15 protein-coding genes and 1 other annotated feature (1 of these 16 only partly in view) are annotated in these 14794 nt (G+C 60.2%); of the genes, 7 read left to right on the forward strand and 8 right to left on the reverse strand.

What is annotated here, in order from left to right:
* Positions 1 to 186 precede the first annotated feature (186 nt).
* Entirely contained in the window at positions 187 to 786 is a 600-nt protein-coding gene (locus ACTQ4R_RS07765) for a site-specific integrase (protein ID WP_441627429.1), read from the reverse strand.
* A 363-nt stretch (positions 787 to 1149) separates the two neighbouring features.
* On the opposite strand from ACTQ4R_RS07765, the gene ACTQ4R_RS07770 reads away from it, so the two are divergent.
* Both ACTQ4R_RS07770 and ACTQ4R_RS07775 read left to right on the forward strand, forming a co-directional pair.
* Positions 1150 to 1497, forward strand: coding sequence for a TetR-like C-terminal domain-containing protein (locus ACTQ4R_RS07770; protein WP_441627431.1), 348 nt, complete (start codon positions 1150 to 1152; stop codon positions 1495 to 1497).
* A gap of 12 nt (positions 1498 to 1509) precedes the next feature.
* Positions 1510 to 1674 (forward strand): hypothetical protein, encoded by a 165-nt coding sequence (locus ACTQ4R_RS07775; protein WP_441627433.1) that lies wholly within the window; start codon positions 1510 to 1512, stop codon positions 1672 to 1674.
* Positions 1675 to 1757: 83 nt separating this feature from the next.
* On the opposite strand, the gene ACTQ4R_RS07780 is transcribed toward ACTQ4R_RS07775, so the two are convergent.
* Positions 1758 to 2189, reverse strand: a complete 432-nt coding sequence (locus ACTQ4R_RS07780; protein ID WP_441627434.1) for an RrF2 family transcriptional regulator — start codon at positions 2187 to 2189, stop codon at positions 1758 to 1760.
* Positions 2190 to 2434: 245 nt separating this feature from the next.
* On the opposite strand from ACTQ4R_RS07780, the gene cysK reads away from it, so the two are divergent.
* Positions 2435 to 3367, forward strand: a complete 933-nt coding sequence (gene cysK, locus ACTQ4R_RS07785; protein WP_441627436.1) for a cysteine synthase A — start codon at positions 2435 to 2437, stop codon at positions 3365 to 3367.
* Positions 3368 to 3504: 137 nt separating this feature from the next.
* On the opposite strand, the gene ACTQ4R_RS07790 is transcribed toward cysK, so the two are convergent.
* Complete coding sequence (locus ACTQ4R_RS07790) at positions 3505 to 4413, reverse strand: hydroxymethylglutaryl-CoA lyase (RefSeq protein WP_441627438.1); 909 nt, start codon at positions 4411 to 4413, stop codon at positions 3505 to 3507.
* A gap of 20 nt (positions 4414 to 4433) precedes the next feature.
* On the reverse strand, positions 4434 to 5633 hold the full coding sequence (locus ACTQ4R_RS07795) for a CaiB/BaiF CoA transferase family protein (protein WP_441627439.1): 1200 nt from the start codon (positions 5631 to 5633) through the stop codon (positions 4434 to 4436).
* Positions 5634 to 5933: 300 nt separating this feature from the next.
* Between ACTQ4R_RS07795 and ACTQ4R_RS07800 the strand changes: the two genes are divergently transcribed.
* From ACTQ4R_RS07800 to ACTQ4R_RS07815, 4 genes are all read left to right on the forward strand, one after another.
* A complete protein-coding gene (locus ACTQ4R_RS07800) occupies positions 5934 to 6746 on the forward strand; it encodes an AAA family ATPase (protein ID WP_441627441.1) in 813 nt (270 codons plus the stop codon).
* Positions 6747 to 6752: 6 nt separating this feature from the next.
* Positions 6753 to 7955 (forward strand): VWA domain-containing protein, encoded by a 1203-nt coding sequence (locus ACTQ4R_RS07805; RefSeq protein WP_441627443.1) that lies wholly within the window; start codon positions 6753 to 6755, stop codon positions 7953 to 7955.
* Between the two features lie 332 nt (positions 7956 to 8287).
* Positions 8288 to 9481 carry a threonine ammonia-lyase gene (gene ilvA / locus ACTQ4R_RS07810; RefSeq protein WP_441627445.1) on the forward strand — a complete coding sequence of 398 codons (1194 nt, stop codon included), beginning with the start codon at positions 8288 to 8290 and terminating at the stop codon, positions 9479 to 9481.
* Positions 9482 to 9544: 63 nt separating this feature from the next.
* Positions 9545 to 10753, forward strand: a complete 1209-nt coding sequence (locus ACTQ4R_RS07815; protein WP_441627447.1) for a dicarboxylate/amino acid:cation symporter — start codon at positions 9545 to 9547, stop codon at positions 10751 to 10753.
* Between the two features lie 119 nt (positions 10754 to 10872).
* Here ACTQ4R_RS07815 and ACTQ4R_RS07820 read toward each other — a convergent pair whose 3' ends face one another.
* Genes ACTQ4R_RS07820 through ACTQ4R_RS07835 form a run of 4 tightly spaced genes read right to left on the reverse strand, consistent with a single transcriptional unit; the run spans position 10873 to position 14537 of the window.
* Positions 10873 to 11646, reverse strand: coding sequence for an ABC transporter ATP-binding protein (locus ACTQ4R_RS07820; RefSeq protein ID WP_441627448.1), 774 nt, complete (start codon positions 11644 to 11646; stop codon positions 10873 to 10875).
* Complete coding sequence (locus tag ACTQ4R_RS07825; protein WP_441627450.1) at positions 11639 to 12580, reverse strand: ABC transporter permease; 942 nt, start codon at positions 12578 to 12580, stop codon at positions 11639 to 11641. The genes ACTQ4R_RS07820 and ACTQ4R_RS07825 overlap by 8 nt, the downstream gene beginning before the upstream one ends.
* A gap of 22 nt (positions 12581 to 12602) precedes the next feature.
* Positions 12603 to 13469 carry a fumarylacetoacetate hydrolase family protein gene (locus tag ACTQ4R_RS07830; protein ID WP_441627452.1) on the reverse strand — a complete coding sequence of 289 codons (867 nt, stop codon included), beginning with the start codon at positions 13467 to 13469 and terminating at the stop codon, positions 12603 to 12605.
* A 45-nt stretch (positions 13470 to 13514) separates the two neighbouring features.
* Positions 13515 to 14537: an ABC transporter substrate-binding protein gene (locus ACTQ4R_RS07835; protein ID WP_441627454.1), complete on the reverse strand. Its 1023-nt coding sequence runs from the start codon at positions 14535 to 14537 to the stop codon at positions 13515 to 13517.
* Between the two features lie 138 nt (positions 14538 to 14675).
* Positions 14676 to 14794: a binding site (T-box leader), on the reverse strand (it continues 129 nt past the right edge of the window).

Genomic DNA, 14794 nt, shown 5'->3' on the forward strand with positions numbered 1-14794 from the left:
AAAATCCCCGAAATCATGCGATTTCGGGGATTTTTCTTACTTTTTCGGCCGAAACGGTGTGGGTCAAAATGTGGGTCAACCGCCTGACCCACACCGTGACCCACACGTAGAAATGTGTGGAAAGGTTTAGAAAGCACAGGGCAGGAAGTTCCGCCTTCCTGCCCTGTATTTTTTGCTCTTTTGTGCTCACATGACCTGCTCCATGAAGTTGCCCATGGTTTCCGCTGCTTCGTCCTGCTTCTGTCTGGTGGCGTGGGTGTAGGTGCGGAGGGTGAATCCGGCGTCGTAGTGGCCCAACATACTGGATACCGTCTTGATATCCACGCCGTTTTGCAGTGCCAGGGTTGCAAAGGTATGGCGGAGGTCGTGAAATCTGATGTGTCCCAGCCCGGCATCCTTTAGAATCTTCTTGTGAAGGTTGACCACGGAATCCGGGTAGTACATTTCGCCAGTGATAGGGGATGGGAACATATAGGGGTTGCCTGGGTGCTTTTCATGTTCCTGAATCAGCAGGTCTACCGCCATCTGAGGGATGGAGACTTTTCGGACGGAAGTCTCCGTCTTGGGACAGGATAGGGTGAGTTCTCCGTTTGGATTCTTGATGTACTGCTTGCTGAGCGAGATGGTGCGGTTTTTAATATCCAGGTCGGACCATAGCAGTGCTACCAGCTCCCCCCTTGCGCAGGCCGCTGACCAGCTCCAGATAGAACATGGGCAGAAGCCCTCTGGCGTCGGCAGCGTCGAGATAGGCCAGGCGTAAAATTTTGTGTAAGCGATTTTCGACAAAGTCAAGAATGGTGCTGGAAAGCAGGGCAGATTCTGGCCTGAATCCCTTGTTTACCGAAAGTCATGGCGGCCAGAACGGTATGTGCGCCGGCACGGCGTGAATGCCGTACTGGCTGCCGTGGCATACTAGGACAAGGGAGCCAGCCTATAGCCCGGTCGGCGAACATGATCTCCAGCTGGCTGAGCACCAAATCCCAGTTTTTCCACACATGTCGTATATTTGGAGCAAGGGCGGTGATGGATACGAAGCAGGAAGAACTGTCTTACAAGCGGAAAAAGCAAATGGCGGAGTCCCTAAAAAAGCTGATGGCGCAGAAGTCCCTGCAGAAGATCACCATTTAGGAGATCGCGGATGACTGCGGTATGAACCGCTATACATTTTATTATCATTTCAAGGACATCTACGACTTGCTGGCCTGGATGTTCCAGGAGCAGGCGCTGTCCTTGATCCGGAAAAGCGACAACTGCCTCACCTGGCAGGACGGTTTTCAGCTGTTTCTCCGCACCATCCGGGAAAACAAAGAGGTCTGCAAGTGCGCCCTCAACAGCCTGGGACAGGAGGCGCTGCGGAATATGTTCTACCAGGAGGTGACGCACTTGATGGGCTTGTTCCTGGCGGACATCAAGGGCAAGCACCAGGTCTCGGAGAACTATCAGAGCTTCCTGGGAGATTTTTATATCGCGGCCCTCAGCGGCACCGTGATGGAGTAGGTCCGCCGGGATATGGACCTTTCCGAGGAGACCATGATGAATTATCTCCGCTTGATCTTGGACCGCCAGATGGAAGAGGCCTTCCGGCGGGCGGAGCAGGAAGGCGTCTGGCCGGCAGCCGGCACCCTGCCGCGGGAGGCTTTCATGAATATCCGAAAAAATCGCCGTCCGGCGTAGCCGGACGGCGGTTTTTAGCGCTGGAAGGGGCGGTGGTAAAACGGCCGCAGGGGCCTCGTGTACGCACTGGCGGGGAATTGGCGTCAGATCACATAGTCGTTGCCAGCGGCATCCCGGTGCATCAAGTCGGCAATGGTGACACTGTCCAAATACCCGTTGATGACCCTGTCCAGCCCCTGCCACAGGGGAAGGGTCCGGCACTGCGCCATCCGCGGGCAGGCATCCGCGTCCTGCCCCAGGCAGGCCACCGGCGCCAGGGATTCCTCCGTCAGCCGCAGGATCGTGCCGACGGTGTACTGCTCCGGCGCTTTCGTCAGCTGATAACCGCCGCCCTTGCCCCGCAGGCCGTTCAAAAGCCGGGCCTTCACCAGCAGCTTGATGATGCTCTCCAGATATTTTTCTGAGATCTCCTGCCGCTGGGCAATGACCTTCAGCGGAATGAATCCGTCCGTCTGGTGTTCGGCCAGGTCGACCATGACCCGCAGCGCATAGCGCCCCTTTGTTGAAATCAGCATACCGGCAGCCTCCGTTTTGAGATAAACCTATTATACAGCATGGTTGATAGGGAATCAACGGAAAATTTTGCAGAAAGCCCTTGACAAGACGCATGCAGTATATTATAATCCTAACTAACCTACTTGAAAGGTTGGTATTTGAAGTGCAGAAACCTTTGCTGGACTTTCGATGTCGCCGATGTTGCCGCATATTCTTTTCGTAAATTCGATTTTATCAGTATGAATGAAAACAGGAGAAATTGAACATGAGCAACATCTATACATCCGCCGACCAGCTGATCGGCAAGACGCCGCTTCTGGAGCTGGTCCATATTGAGAAGGAAGAGGGCCTGGAGGCCCGCGTTCTGGGGAAATTGGAATATTTCAACCCCGCCGGCAGCGTGAAGGACCGCATCGCAAAGGCGATGATCGACGACGCGGAGGCCAAGGGACTGCTGAAGCCCGGCTCCGTCATCATTGAGCCCACCTCCGGCAATACCGGCATCGGCCTTGCATCCGTGGCCGCTGCCCGGGGTTACCGCATCATCATCGTCATGCCGGAGACCATGAGCGTGGAGCGCCGTCAGTTGATGAAGGCCTACGGCGCCGAGCTGGTGCTCAGCGAGGGTGCCAAGGGCATGAAGGGCGCCATTGCCAAGGCAGATGAGCTGGCAAAGGAGATCCCCAACAGCTTCATCCCCGGCCAGTTCGTCAATCCCGCCAACCCCGCTGTCCACAAGGCCACCACAGGCCCGGAGATCTGGGAGGACACCGACGGCAAGGTGGATATTTTCGTGGCCGGTGTCGGCACCGGCGGAACCATCACCGGCACGGGCGAGTATTTAAAGAGCCAGAACCCCAACGTGAAGGTAGTGGCGGTGGAACCCGCCTCCTCCCCCGTGCTGAGCAAGGGCACCGCCGGCGCCCACAAGATCCAGGGCATCGGCGCCGGTTTCGTGCCGGATGTGCTGGACACCAAGGTCTATGACGAGGTCATCGCCGTGGAGAACGATGACGCCTTCGCCACTGGCAAGCTGATCGGCAAGAAGGAGGGCGTGCTGGTGGGTATCTCCTCCGGCGCCGCCGTGTGGGCCGCCATTCAGTTGGCCAAGCGGCCGGAGAACAAGGGCAAGACCATCGTGGCGTTGCTGCCGGATACCGGCGACCGCTATCTCTCCACCCCGCTGTTCGCGGACTGAATCTTAAATTTCCGCGGGAGACGGCTGCCTCCCGCGGAAATTTTCATGCCGGAGCTGGCAAAGAGCCGAACTTCTGAAAGAAGTCCGGCTCTTTGCGTATTAGAAGAGAGAGGGGGGAAGAAAACTGAGATGGGGCCTTAGGCCTTGCAGGGGGTCTCCGCTTCGATATTGATGTGGTGACCGCTGTAATTGCCCGCGATGACCTTGGCCTGGGACTTGGCGGCGGCCAGGAGCTTGGAGAAGCTGATGCCGGTGTCATAGCCCATTTCGTTGAGCATCCAGACGGTATCCTCGGTGGAGAGGTTGCCGGAGGCGCCGGGAGCGAAGGGGCAGCCGCCCAGACCGCCCAAAGCGGCCTGGATCTTGGTGACGCCGCACTCCATGGCAGCCAGGGAGTTGGCCATGCCCAGGCCCCGGGTGTCGTGGAAATGGACCATTAGGTCCAGAGTGGGATAAGCTTCCTTCACGGCGGAGATGACGGCCTTCACCTGGGCGGGATCGGCGATGCCGATGGTATCGCACAGGCAGCAGGTGGTCATGCCGGCGTCCACATAATCCTTCAAGAACGCCACCACGGCGGCGGGGTCCTCATACTTGCCCTCGAAGGGGCAGCCGAAGGTGGTGGCCAGGTCCACGATCACGTCCAGGTCGGGATAGGCGGCGCGGATCTCCTTATAGGCCTCCAGGGACTGCTCGTGGGTGCGGTTGATGTTGGCCTTGTTGTGGCTCACGCTGAGGGACACCACATAGCACACCTTCCGCAGGCCCAGCTCATAGGCGTTCTGGGCGCCCCGCAGGTTGGGCACCAGGGCGAACAGGTCCACGTCGGGGTACTTTTCCAGCACCGCCTTGGTGACGTCCTTGGCGTCCGCCAGCTGGGGAATGGCCTTGGGGCTGACGAAGGAGGTGTATTCCATATGCTTCACGCCGGCGGCTACCAGGTCGTCGATGACCTGCAGCTTCTGTTCCGTGGTGATCTGAGCGCACTTGACGCTCTGGAAACCGTCACGGGGACCGACTTCAATGATTTCAATCTTCTTGCTCATGTCTTATGCAGCCTCCTTGCTCAGATGACACCCTTTTCCTTCAGCTCGGCCAGCTTGGCCTCGTCGAAGCCCAGCATCTGGCCGTAGATGGCGGCGTTGTCCTCGCCCAGCAGGGGAGCGGGCTTCCGGGGCTGAGAGCTGGTGCGGGTCAAGTGCTGCGGAATGGCGGTGATGGCCAGCTCGCCGATACCGGGCTGGTTGATGGTGGGGAACATGCCGCGGGCGCCGGCGATCTGGGGGTCCACCACCAGACGGTCGATGGTGTTCACGGGGCAGGCGGGGCAGCCGCCGTCGTTGAGCAGCTTGTCAACTTCGTCAATGGTGTGCTGCTGGGTCCAGGGCACGATCTCGTCCCGCAGGGCGTCGTGGTTGGCCACGCGGTCCTTGACCTCCAGGAAGCGGGGGTCGGTCTTCAGCTCGGGACGGCCCATAACATCGCACAGGATGCCGTAGAGCTTGTTGTTGCCGGCAGCGATGACCACGTCGCCGTCCTTGGTGGGGAAGGTGTCGTAGGGATAGGTGGACTCATAGCGGTTGCCGATCCGCTGGGGGATACGGCCGGTGGACTGATAGATCATGGTGATGTTCTCCATGGCGGCTGCCACGGAATCCACCAGGGCCACATCCACCTTCTCGCCCAGGCCGGTCTTCTGCTTGTTCACCAGAGCGGCCAGAACGCCCACCGTCATGTTCAGAGCGCCCAGAACATCGCCCAGGGGGGTTCCGGAACGGGTGGCGGGGCCGCCGGGCCAACCGCTGGTGCTCATGAGGCCGCCCATGGCCTGGCCGACGATGTCGTAACCGGCGCGCTTGCTCAAGGGACCGGTGTGGCCGAAGCCGGAGACAGAGCCATAGACGATGCCGGGGTTAATCTCCTTCAAAACATCATAGCCCAGGCCCAGCTTCTCCATGGTGCCGGGACGGTAGTTCTCCAGAACCACGTCGGCCTTCTTCACCATTTCCTTGAAGATCTCCTTGCCCTCGGGCTCCTTCAGGTTCAAGGTGATGCCCACCTTGCTGCGGTTGAAGTTGGTGTAATACACGCTGTTGCCGTTGATGAAGGGACCCATTTTGCGGGTGTCGTCGCCGCCCTTGGGGTTTTCGATTTTGATGACCGTTGCACCCATATCAGCCAGCAGGACCGCCGCATAGGGGCAAGCCAGCACGCGGCCCAAGTCCAGAACGACAACGCCGTCCAGCAAGCCTTTTCCGTTTTCCATGATATAACCCTCTTTCAAAAATATTTTTCATATGAAAATTTATGTAGCAGAGGAATGTGCTGTAAAGATAATAAGCAAGAAATATGCCAACTATCCGGACGCTGAAATCCCGGAAAAGACGGAGAAAAGCGCGGGGGGAAACATGAAACGTATCACAAGACGTTAAAAAGTGATACGGTGCGACGTTGCACTGTGAAACATTCCGGAAAGGGAGGATTGTATTCCGCGGGACGATTTGCTATAATCCTGGGAGAAAAGTCCCGCCTTTCGGGCGAATCTGAAAGCATAGAGGTAATCCGTATGAACGCGACATTTACAGGAACCAGTCAATACGTGGCGTCCGACGAGCTGATGACCGCCGTCAACATCGCCGTGACGCTGCAAAAGCCCCTGCTCATCAAGGGCGAGCCCGGCACCGGCAAGACCATGCTTGCCCAGGCGGTGGCAGACGCCCTGGGCAAGCGGCTCATCATCTGGAACGTGAAATCCACCACCAAGGCCCAGGACGGCCTGTACGTTTACGACGTGGTCCAGCGGCTGTATGACAGCCAGTTCGGCACCCACGGCGTGGACGACATCGCCCATTACATCAAGCTGGGCAAGCTGGGAGAGGCATTTCGGTCGGAGGAGCAGGTGGTGCTGCTCATCGACGAGATCGACAAGGCGGACCTGGAGTTTCCCAACGACCTTTTGTGGGAACTGGACCAGATGGAGTTCCACATCCCGGAGACAGGGGAGACCGTGAAGGCGAAGCAGCGGCCCATCGTCATCATCACATCCAACGCGGAAAAGGAGCTGCCGGACGCCTTTTTGCGCCGCTGCATTTTCCATTACATCGAATTTCCCGACCAGGAGCAGATGGAGCGGATCCTCCGCGTCCACTTCGGCGACCTGGAGGGGAAGCTGGTGGCCCAGGCTCTGGCGGGCTTTTATTGGGTGCGCCAGCTGCGGGACATTGAGAAAAAGCCCAGCACCTCCGAGCTGGTGGACTGGCTGCGGGCCCTGGTGGCCGGCGGCGTGGACCCGGACCGCATCCAAAAAGAGATCCCCTTCGCCGGCGTGCTGCTGAAAAAGGACAAGGACCTGAACACCCTGCGCAAGGCCCTGCGGTAAACGGCTATGTTCGCTGGATTTTTCTATTTGCTGCGCAGCCGGGGACTGGATGTGTCCCTCAACGAGTGGCTGACGCTGCTGGAGGGCTGCGCCCGGGGGCTGCACCGCTCCAGCCTTACGGGCTTTTACCGCCTGTGCCGGGCGGTGCTGGTGAAAAGCGAGGCGGATTACGACCGCTTTGACCAGGTGTTTCTGGAGTACTTCCGGGATGTACCCTGGGAGGGGGAGCTGCCGGAGGAGCTGCTGAACTGGCTGGACCACCCGGCGGAGGACCTGGGCCGCACCCTGGAGGAGCTGCGGGCCATGGGCGTGCCGGACCAGACCCTGGAGGAGCTTTTGAAGCTGCTGGAGGAGCGGCTCAAGGAGCAGACGGAGGAGCACAACGGCGGCAGCTACTGGGTGGGCACCCAGGGACGCTCCGCCTTCGGCAACAGCGGCTGGCACCCCGGCGGCATCCGCATCGGCGGGGAGAGCCGCCACCGCACCGCCCTGCTGGTGGCGGGGGAGCGAAAATTCCGGGATTTCCGCAGGGACAACACCCTGGACACCCGCCAGTTTCAGATGGCCTTCCGCCTGCTGCGGCAGATGTCCCAGCAGGCGGACAGCCGGGAAAAGGTGCTGGATGTGGACGGCACCATCCGGGACACCTGCGACCACGGCGGCACACTGACCATCCGTTATCAGAATCCCCGGAAGAACGCGGTGAAGGTGCTGCTGCTCATGGACTCCGGCGGGTCCATGGAGTATTACGCGGAGCTGTGCTCCATGCTGTTCCAGGCGGCCACCAAGTCCAACCACTTCAAAGAGCTCCACACCTACTACTTCCACAACTGCGTCTATGAGGAGCTGTACACCAAGCCCACCCTCTTCTGGGGCGGCGGCACCGCCGTGCCGCTGGACTGGGTGCTGCAGAACTACGACAGCAGCTACAAGGTCATCCTGGTGGGAGACGCCGCCATGCACCCCTACGAGCTGACGGAACCCCGGTACGACTGGAACCGCCGGGAGTACGGCCCCTCGGGCCTCGCCTGCCTGGAGCGGCTGCAGAAGCGGTATCCCTACCTCATCTGGCTGAATCCGGAGCCCATGCCCGCCCAGCCGGACTACTGGGGGCAGACCCACTGGAAGCTGGGGCACATGTTCCCCATGTTCGACCTGTCCGCGGAAGGACTGGAGGCGGGCATGAAGCGTTTGATGGCCCGGCGCTGAACCAGGGGAGAAAGGCATCTGTTTAAAGGGAAAAAGCGCCCGGCAGGGCGCTTTTTTTGTGACAGAAAATGGCTATCCATGGCGCCCAAGTGTACGCCTACCGCGGACCCTTCGTCAAATAGTGGTATTTGAGGCGAACACAATTGGAAGAATTGTGCATTGTAATTGCTGGATTCTAATTATATAATCAAGTCAGAAAGTGGAAAACAAACAAAAATTAAATTGTTTTTGCTACGTGGACAAAAGTTTGAAAGCTACGAAACTTCTGGTGGACATGCTGGGGAGAATTGTTCAAATAGCTGAAACAAAATTTTATTTGGGAGGTCTTTATCATGCTGACACTGGAAATGATCCAGGACGCCCAAGCCGCCCTCCGGGGTATCGCCCGCCGGACGCCTCTGGATCCCGCATCCAAGATCGCGGACAACCTGTACATCAAGGCTGAGAACCTGCAGCTGACCGGTGCATTCAAGATCCGCGGCGCTTACAACAAGATCCGTTCTCTGACTCCCGGCGAGGCCGCCAAGGGTGTTATCGCCAGCTCTGCCGGCAACCACGCCCAGGGCATCGCCCTCTCCGCCACCAAGCTGGGCATCAAGTCCATCATCTGCATGCCCGCCGGCGCTCCCATCAGCAAGGTGGAGGCCACCAAGAAGTACGGTGCTGAGGTCGTTCTGGTTCCCGGCGTGTTTGACGACGCCGCCCGCGAGGCTGCCCGTCTTTCCGCTGAGCACGGCTACACCTTCGCCCATCCCTTCAACGACGATTACGTCATGGCCGGTCAGGGCACCATCGGCCTGGAGATCCTGGAGCAGCTGCCCGAGGTCGAGCAGGTGGTCTGCCCCATCGGCGGCGGCGGCCTCATCAGCGGCATCGCCTTCGCCATCAAGAGCCTGAAGCCCGAGTGCAAGGTCATCGGCGTCCAGGCTGCCACCGTTCCTTCTATGTATGAGTCCCGTAAGAACGGCCATGTCACCACGGTGCCCGACGGCGATACCCTGGCCGACGGCATCCATGTGCTGACCCCCGGTGACAAGACCTTCGAGATGTGCCAGAAGTATGTGGACGAGATCGTCACCGTTTCCGAGGACGAGATCGCCGCTGCCATCCTGGCCTTGATGGAGGGCCAGAAGACCGTTGCCGAGGGCGCCGGTGCCACCACCGTGGCCGCCTGCATGTTCGGCAAGGTGGACATCAGCTCCAAGAAGACCGTGTGCGTGGTGTCCGGCGGCAACGTGGATGTCACCACCCTGTCCCGCATCATCACCAAGGGCCTGACCAAGTCCGGCCGTATCGCTGAGATCTCCACCAAGGTCGTGGATAAGCCCGGCAGCTTGATCCAGGTCCTGCAGGTGGTCTCTGACTGCGGCGCCAACATCCTCAGCGTCAACCACGAGCGGGAGGACAAGGACTCCGACGTGGGCGCCTGCATCGTGTCCATGGTCCTGGAGACCCGCAATCAGGAGCATGTGGACCAGATCAAGGCCGCCATGGCATCCAAGGGTTATTCTTTGCTGGAAAAGTAATCCGGCAATCAATAAATAAATAAGGAGGGGGGCCTCCGCAAGAGGACGGAGGCCAAAGAAAACATGGAAAAGCAAAAGAAAAAGCTGGGCTTGCTGCCCAAACTGATCATCGCGATCGTCCTCGGTATTGTCGTGGGCTTCGTGGCTCAGAACATGGGTTCCGCCGGTGAGATCATCATCCGCCTGGGCGCTACCTACAACAGCATCTTCGGTAACTTCATCAGCTTCTGCATCCCCCTGATCATCATTGGCTTCGTGGCCCCCGGCATTGCCGACCTGGGCGCCGGCGCCGGCAAGATCCTGGCCATCACCACCGGCGTTGCCTATCTGTCCACCATTATCGCCGGTTCTCTGGCTTATGTCGTGGACATCACCCTGTTCCCCCACCTGGTTGACGCCGGCATGTTCACCACCGAGGCTGAGAACGCCGAGGAGACCGTGGTGAGCTCCCTGTTCACCATCGATATGCCCGCCATCATGGGCGTTATGAGCGCCCTGCTCATCGCCTTCATCCTGGGCCTGGGCATGGCCGTCATCAAGAACGGCACCCTGAAGGCCGTCATGGAGGAGTTCGGCGAGATCGTCGGCAAGCTGGTTGCCAGCATCATCATCCCCCTGCTGCCCTTCCACGTCTATGGTATCTTCGCCAAGCTGGCCTATGCCGGTACCATCGTTGAGCTGATGACCTCTTTCGTGAAGGTCTTCGCCGTGGTCATCGTCCTGCACTGCGTTATCATCGTGTTCCAGTACACCATCGCCGGCTCCGTGTCCAAGAAGAATCCCTTCGGCCTCATCAAGAACATGCTGCCCGCCTACACCACCGCCATCGGCACCCAGTCCTCCGCTGCCACTATCCCCGTCACCGTGCAGTGCACCAAGAAGAACGGTGTCTCCGATGCTATCGCTGAGTTTGTGTGCCCCCTGTGCGCCACCATCCACCTGTCCGGTTCCACCATCACCTTGACCAGCTGCTCCATCGCCGTCATGATGATGCTGGGCCAGACCCCCAGCTTCGGCAAGATGTTCCCCTTCATCCTGATGCTGGGCATCACCATGGTTGCCGCTCCCGGCGTCCCCGGCGGCGCTGTCATGGCCGCTCTGGGCATCCTGGAGTCCATGCTGGGCTTCGATGCTGACATGCAGGGCCTGATGATCGCTCTGTACATCGCGCAGGACTCCTTCGGCACTGCCTGCAACGTCACTGGCGACGGCGCTATCGCTGTCTTCATGGACGCCATCACCGGCAAGAACAAGGAGAAGGTCAAGGCCTGATCCGGCACGACCAAACCAAACACTCTCCCCTGACACATAAAAGGCGCCCTGCTTGGCAGGGCGCCCTTTCACGCAAAACGGCAAACGCCCGGGCCTAAAGGCCCGGGCGTTTGCCTTGTTCAGTTGCCGCACTCGATGGAGATCTGATTAAACTGGGTGAGGATGTCGTCAATGGAGGTATGCTGCTTTTCCTCCCCGGCCCGGTCCAGCACCACGTGGCCCCGGTCCATCATGAGGATGCGGTCGCCGTACTCCACGGCGTAACGGAGGTTGTGGGTCACCATCATGGCGGTGAGCTTCTTCTCCCGGACCACCTTGTCCGTCAAGGCCATGATGACCTCGGCGGTCTTGGGGTCCAGGGCCGCCGTGTGCTCATCCAGGATGAGGAACTTCAGCGGCGTCATGGTGGCCATCAGCAGGGAAACCGCCTGCCGCTGGCCGCCGGAGAGGGCGCCCATTTTCACATCCAGCTTATCCTCCAGGCCCAGGCCCAGGGACCGCAGCTGCTCCCGGTATTGGTCCACCCGGCGCCGGTTGATGGCCCGGCCCAGGCCAAAAGACTTGCCCTTGTTGTCCGCCAGGGACAGGTTTTCCAGCATGGTCAAGTTGGGACAGGTGCCGGCGGCAGGGTTCTGGTACACCCGGCCCATGGTGGCGTAGCGCTGGTAGTCCTTCAGCTTTGTGATGCTGGTGCCCCCCACCAGCACGTCGCCGCCCTCGATGGGGATGGAGCCGCAGATGATGTTCAGCAGGGAGGTCTTGCCGCTGCCGTTGCTGCCGACGATGGCCACGAACTGCCCCTCCTCCACCTGCAGGGAAAAGTGGTCGAACAGGCGGTGCTCCGTGATGGTGCCGGGGTGATAGACCTTTGTAATGTCACGAATCTCAAGCATGGATGATCTCCTCTCCCTTCCGGCCGGACACCACCAGCACCAGCAAAAACAGCATGGCGGTGATGAGCTTCATCATGTTGGGGGGCAGGCCCATGCTCAGCGCCAGCTGGATGCACAGCTTGTAGAGCACGCTGCCCAGGATGACCGCCGTGGTGCCCCGGGGATCACCCAGAAAGCCCAGCCCTTTGACGCGCCGGAGGCCCTGGGCCGCCGGTGTGGCGGTGTAAAAATTCATGAGGGAAATGCCGATGATGACGGCGGCCAGGCCGTACACCAGCTGGCCGGTGCCCATGGTGGCGGAAAAGCTCCGCTGCTCATGGCACACCACGCAGCCCGCCAGGGCCACCAGGGCGTTGGAGAGGACCAAGCCCAGGATCTTCACGCTGCCCCGGTCCTTGGCCAGGGTGGTGACCAGGTCCGCGTTGTCGCCCACTGCCCGCAGCAGCAGGCCGGACTTGGTGTTGAAGTACAGGTCCAGCACCAGCTTTACCACCAGGATCAGCACCAGGGACACCACCAGCTTCCGCTCCATGAGCGTCAGCTTTCCCAGCAGGGCCATGGTGGACGGCGCGGTGAAGATGGTGTCCGTCCCCCGGTCCACCGTTAGGTTGGAGCCGTTGGCGATGTACAGGTTGATGGAGAACAGGGCGGTCATGGTGATGATGCCCGCCAGCAGGTTGCGGATCTTCAGCCGCACATGGATGACGCCGGTGAACAGGCCCGCCAGGGCGCCGGCGGCCAGGGAAATAGGCAGCGTCAGCCAGGCGTTCACGCCCTGGGTCAGCAAAATAGCCGTGACGGCGGCGCCCAGGGGAAAGGTGCCGTCCACCCCCAGGTCGGGGAAGTCCAGAATGGAATAGGTGATATAGACGCCGAAGGAGATCAGCGCGTAAATAAGGCCCTGGATGAGGGTGCTGATAAGCAAATCCGCCATGGGGAGCCCTCCTCTTTCAAGATTAGACCACGGGGTTGGTTAGGGTGCCGATGCCCTCGATGGCGCAGGTGACCACATCGCCGGGCTTTAGGAACCTGGGTGGGTCAAAGCCCATGCCCACACCGGCGGGGGTGCCGGTGGCGATAATGGTGCCCGGCAGCAGCGTCATGGCGGCGGTCAGTTCCTCCAGCACCTCCTGGATGGAGTTAAGGAACAACGAGGTGTTGGAACTTTGCCGCAGCTCGCCGTTGACGCTGGAGGAGATGACCAGGGCGGGAGGAAAGGCGATCTCGTCGGCGGTGACGATGCAGGGACCCATGGGGGTAAAGCCGTCCAGGCTCTTGCCGAAGTACCACTGCTTATGGCCGGTCTGAACGTCCCGGGCGGAGACATCGTTGAGAATGGTGTAGCCGAAGATATAGTCCCCGGCCTCGGCGGCCTTCACATGTTTGGCGGTCTTTCCCAGGATGACCGCCAGCTCTACCTCATAGTCCAGCCGCTCCACCAGCTCCCGGTGGCTCTGGATGGCGCCGCCGGGGGCCACGGCCTCGCTGACCCGCTTGGAAAAGTAGACCGCCACGGGCTTTTCCTTGGTGAAGGCGCCGGCGTCATATTGGGCGGCCTCCGCGGCGTGGGCCTTGTAGTTCATGCCCAGGCACAGCACATCCTGCCGGGGGCGGGGGATGGGAGAGAGCAGCTCCACATCCGCCAGAGCCACGGACACGCCGCTGTCCTCCGCCGCGGTGACGGCGGAGGACAGGGCGGAGAGGGGCATGGTCTCAATGAGGGTATTCATGTCGGGGACGCTCAGCGGCACAATGGCGGCGCCGTCCTTTGTCAGGGCGCCGACCTTTTCGGCGCCGTTTTCACAGTAGGTGACCAGTTTCATGCAAACATGCTCCTTATTCTCTGATTTGCTCCTGCGGGCTTGCTGTCAAGCCTCACTGCTTTCCACGGCCTTCTGGGCCACGGCGTCCGGCAGGATGATACCCATGGCGTCCAGGGCCTCGGAGTTGACGTAGATGCCGTACTCGGAGATGGTCTCATAGGGGATGTCCTGGCAGGCGGCATCGCCCCGGAGGACCTTGGCGGCCATCTGGCCGGTCTGCTTGCCCAGCTGGATGTAGTCGATGCCGGCGGCGGCCACGCAGCCCAGCTTCACCTGCTCCACCTCGGAGCCGTAGATGGGGATGCCGGCGTCGTTGGTCTTTTCCAGGATGGCGGCCAGAACGCCCACCACGTTGTTGTCGGTGAGGTTGGAGATGCAGTCCACCTTGTGGGCGATGAGGGTGTCGGCGGCCTGGGTGACCTCCGCCTGGGCGGTGACGCCGATGGCGTCAATGGTGAAGCCGTAATCGCCGGCCTTCTCCTGGTACTCGGCGATGGCGGAGACGGAGTTGGGCTCGCTGGTGGTATAGATAATGCCGATGGTCTTGGCGTTGGGCTGCAGCTGACGGATGAGGTCCAGCTGAGCCTCCACCGGCAGCTTGTCGGAGGTGCCGGTGACGTTGCCGGAATCCAGCTTCGCCTGGACGGGGTCGGTGATGGCGGTGAAAATCACGGGAATGTCCTTGTCCTCAGCGGCGTTGAAGCAGGCCACGGCGGAGGGGGTGGCGATGCCCACCATCAGATCCACATCCTCGGCGGAGAAGGCGTCGCCGATCTGGGCGTTGACGTTGTCGTCGAAGCCGGCGTTCTGGTAATCCACCTCGAAGTCCACGCCTTCCTTCAGTCCGGCCTCTTCCAGGCCCTGGAGGAAGCCGATGCGGCAGTTGTCCAGAGAGGCGTGCTGTCCGTACTGGTTGATGCCAATGAGGTATTTTTCCACGGTGGCTTCGGCGGGAGCGTTCGCGCCGCTCTCAGCGGGAGCCTCTTCTTTTTTGCCGCCGCAGGCGGTGAGGGTGAGGGCCAGGGACAGCGCCAGAATGGCGGAAGTAATATGACGGAAGTTTTTCATAATTTGATCTCCAATCTTGATTATAAAATTTATTTCGGGTCCGGGTCAATTTGCAATTTCATGTCCGGCCCCGCCATCGTCTGGTGTCGCGTTTCATCAAGAAAACTCCTTTCCGGAAAAACAAAAAAGCCTTATCCCAATTGGGACAAGACTTCTGATCCTGCGGTACCACCCAAGTTGACGCATAGCGCCCGCTCGTCTCACGTACAAATCATACGCGCCGCCCTGGTAACGGGCACGGTCCCCGTCGGAGGCTA

It is taken from the genome of Dysosmobacter sp. Sow4_B12 (genome assembly GCF_052116665.1).
Lineage (GTDB): Bacteria > Bacillota > Clostridia > Oscillospirales > Oscillospiraceae > Oscillibacter.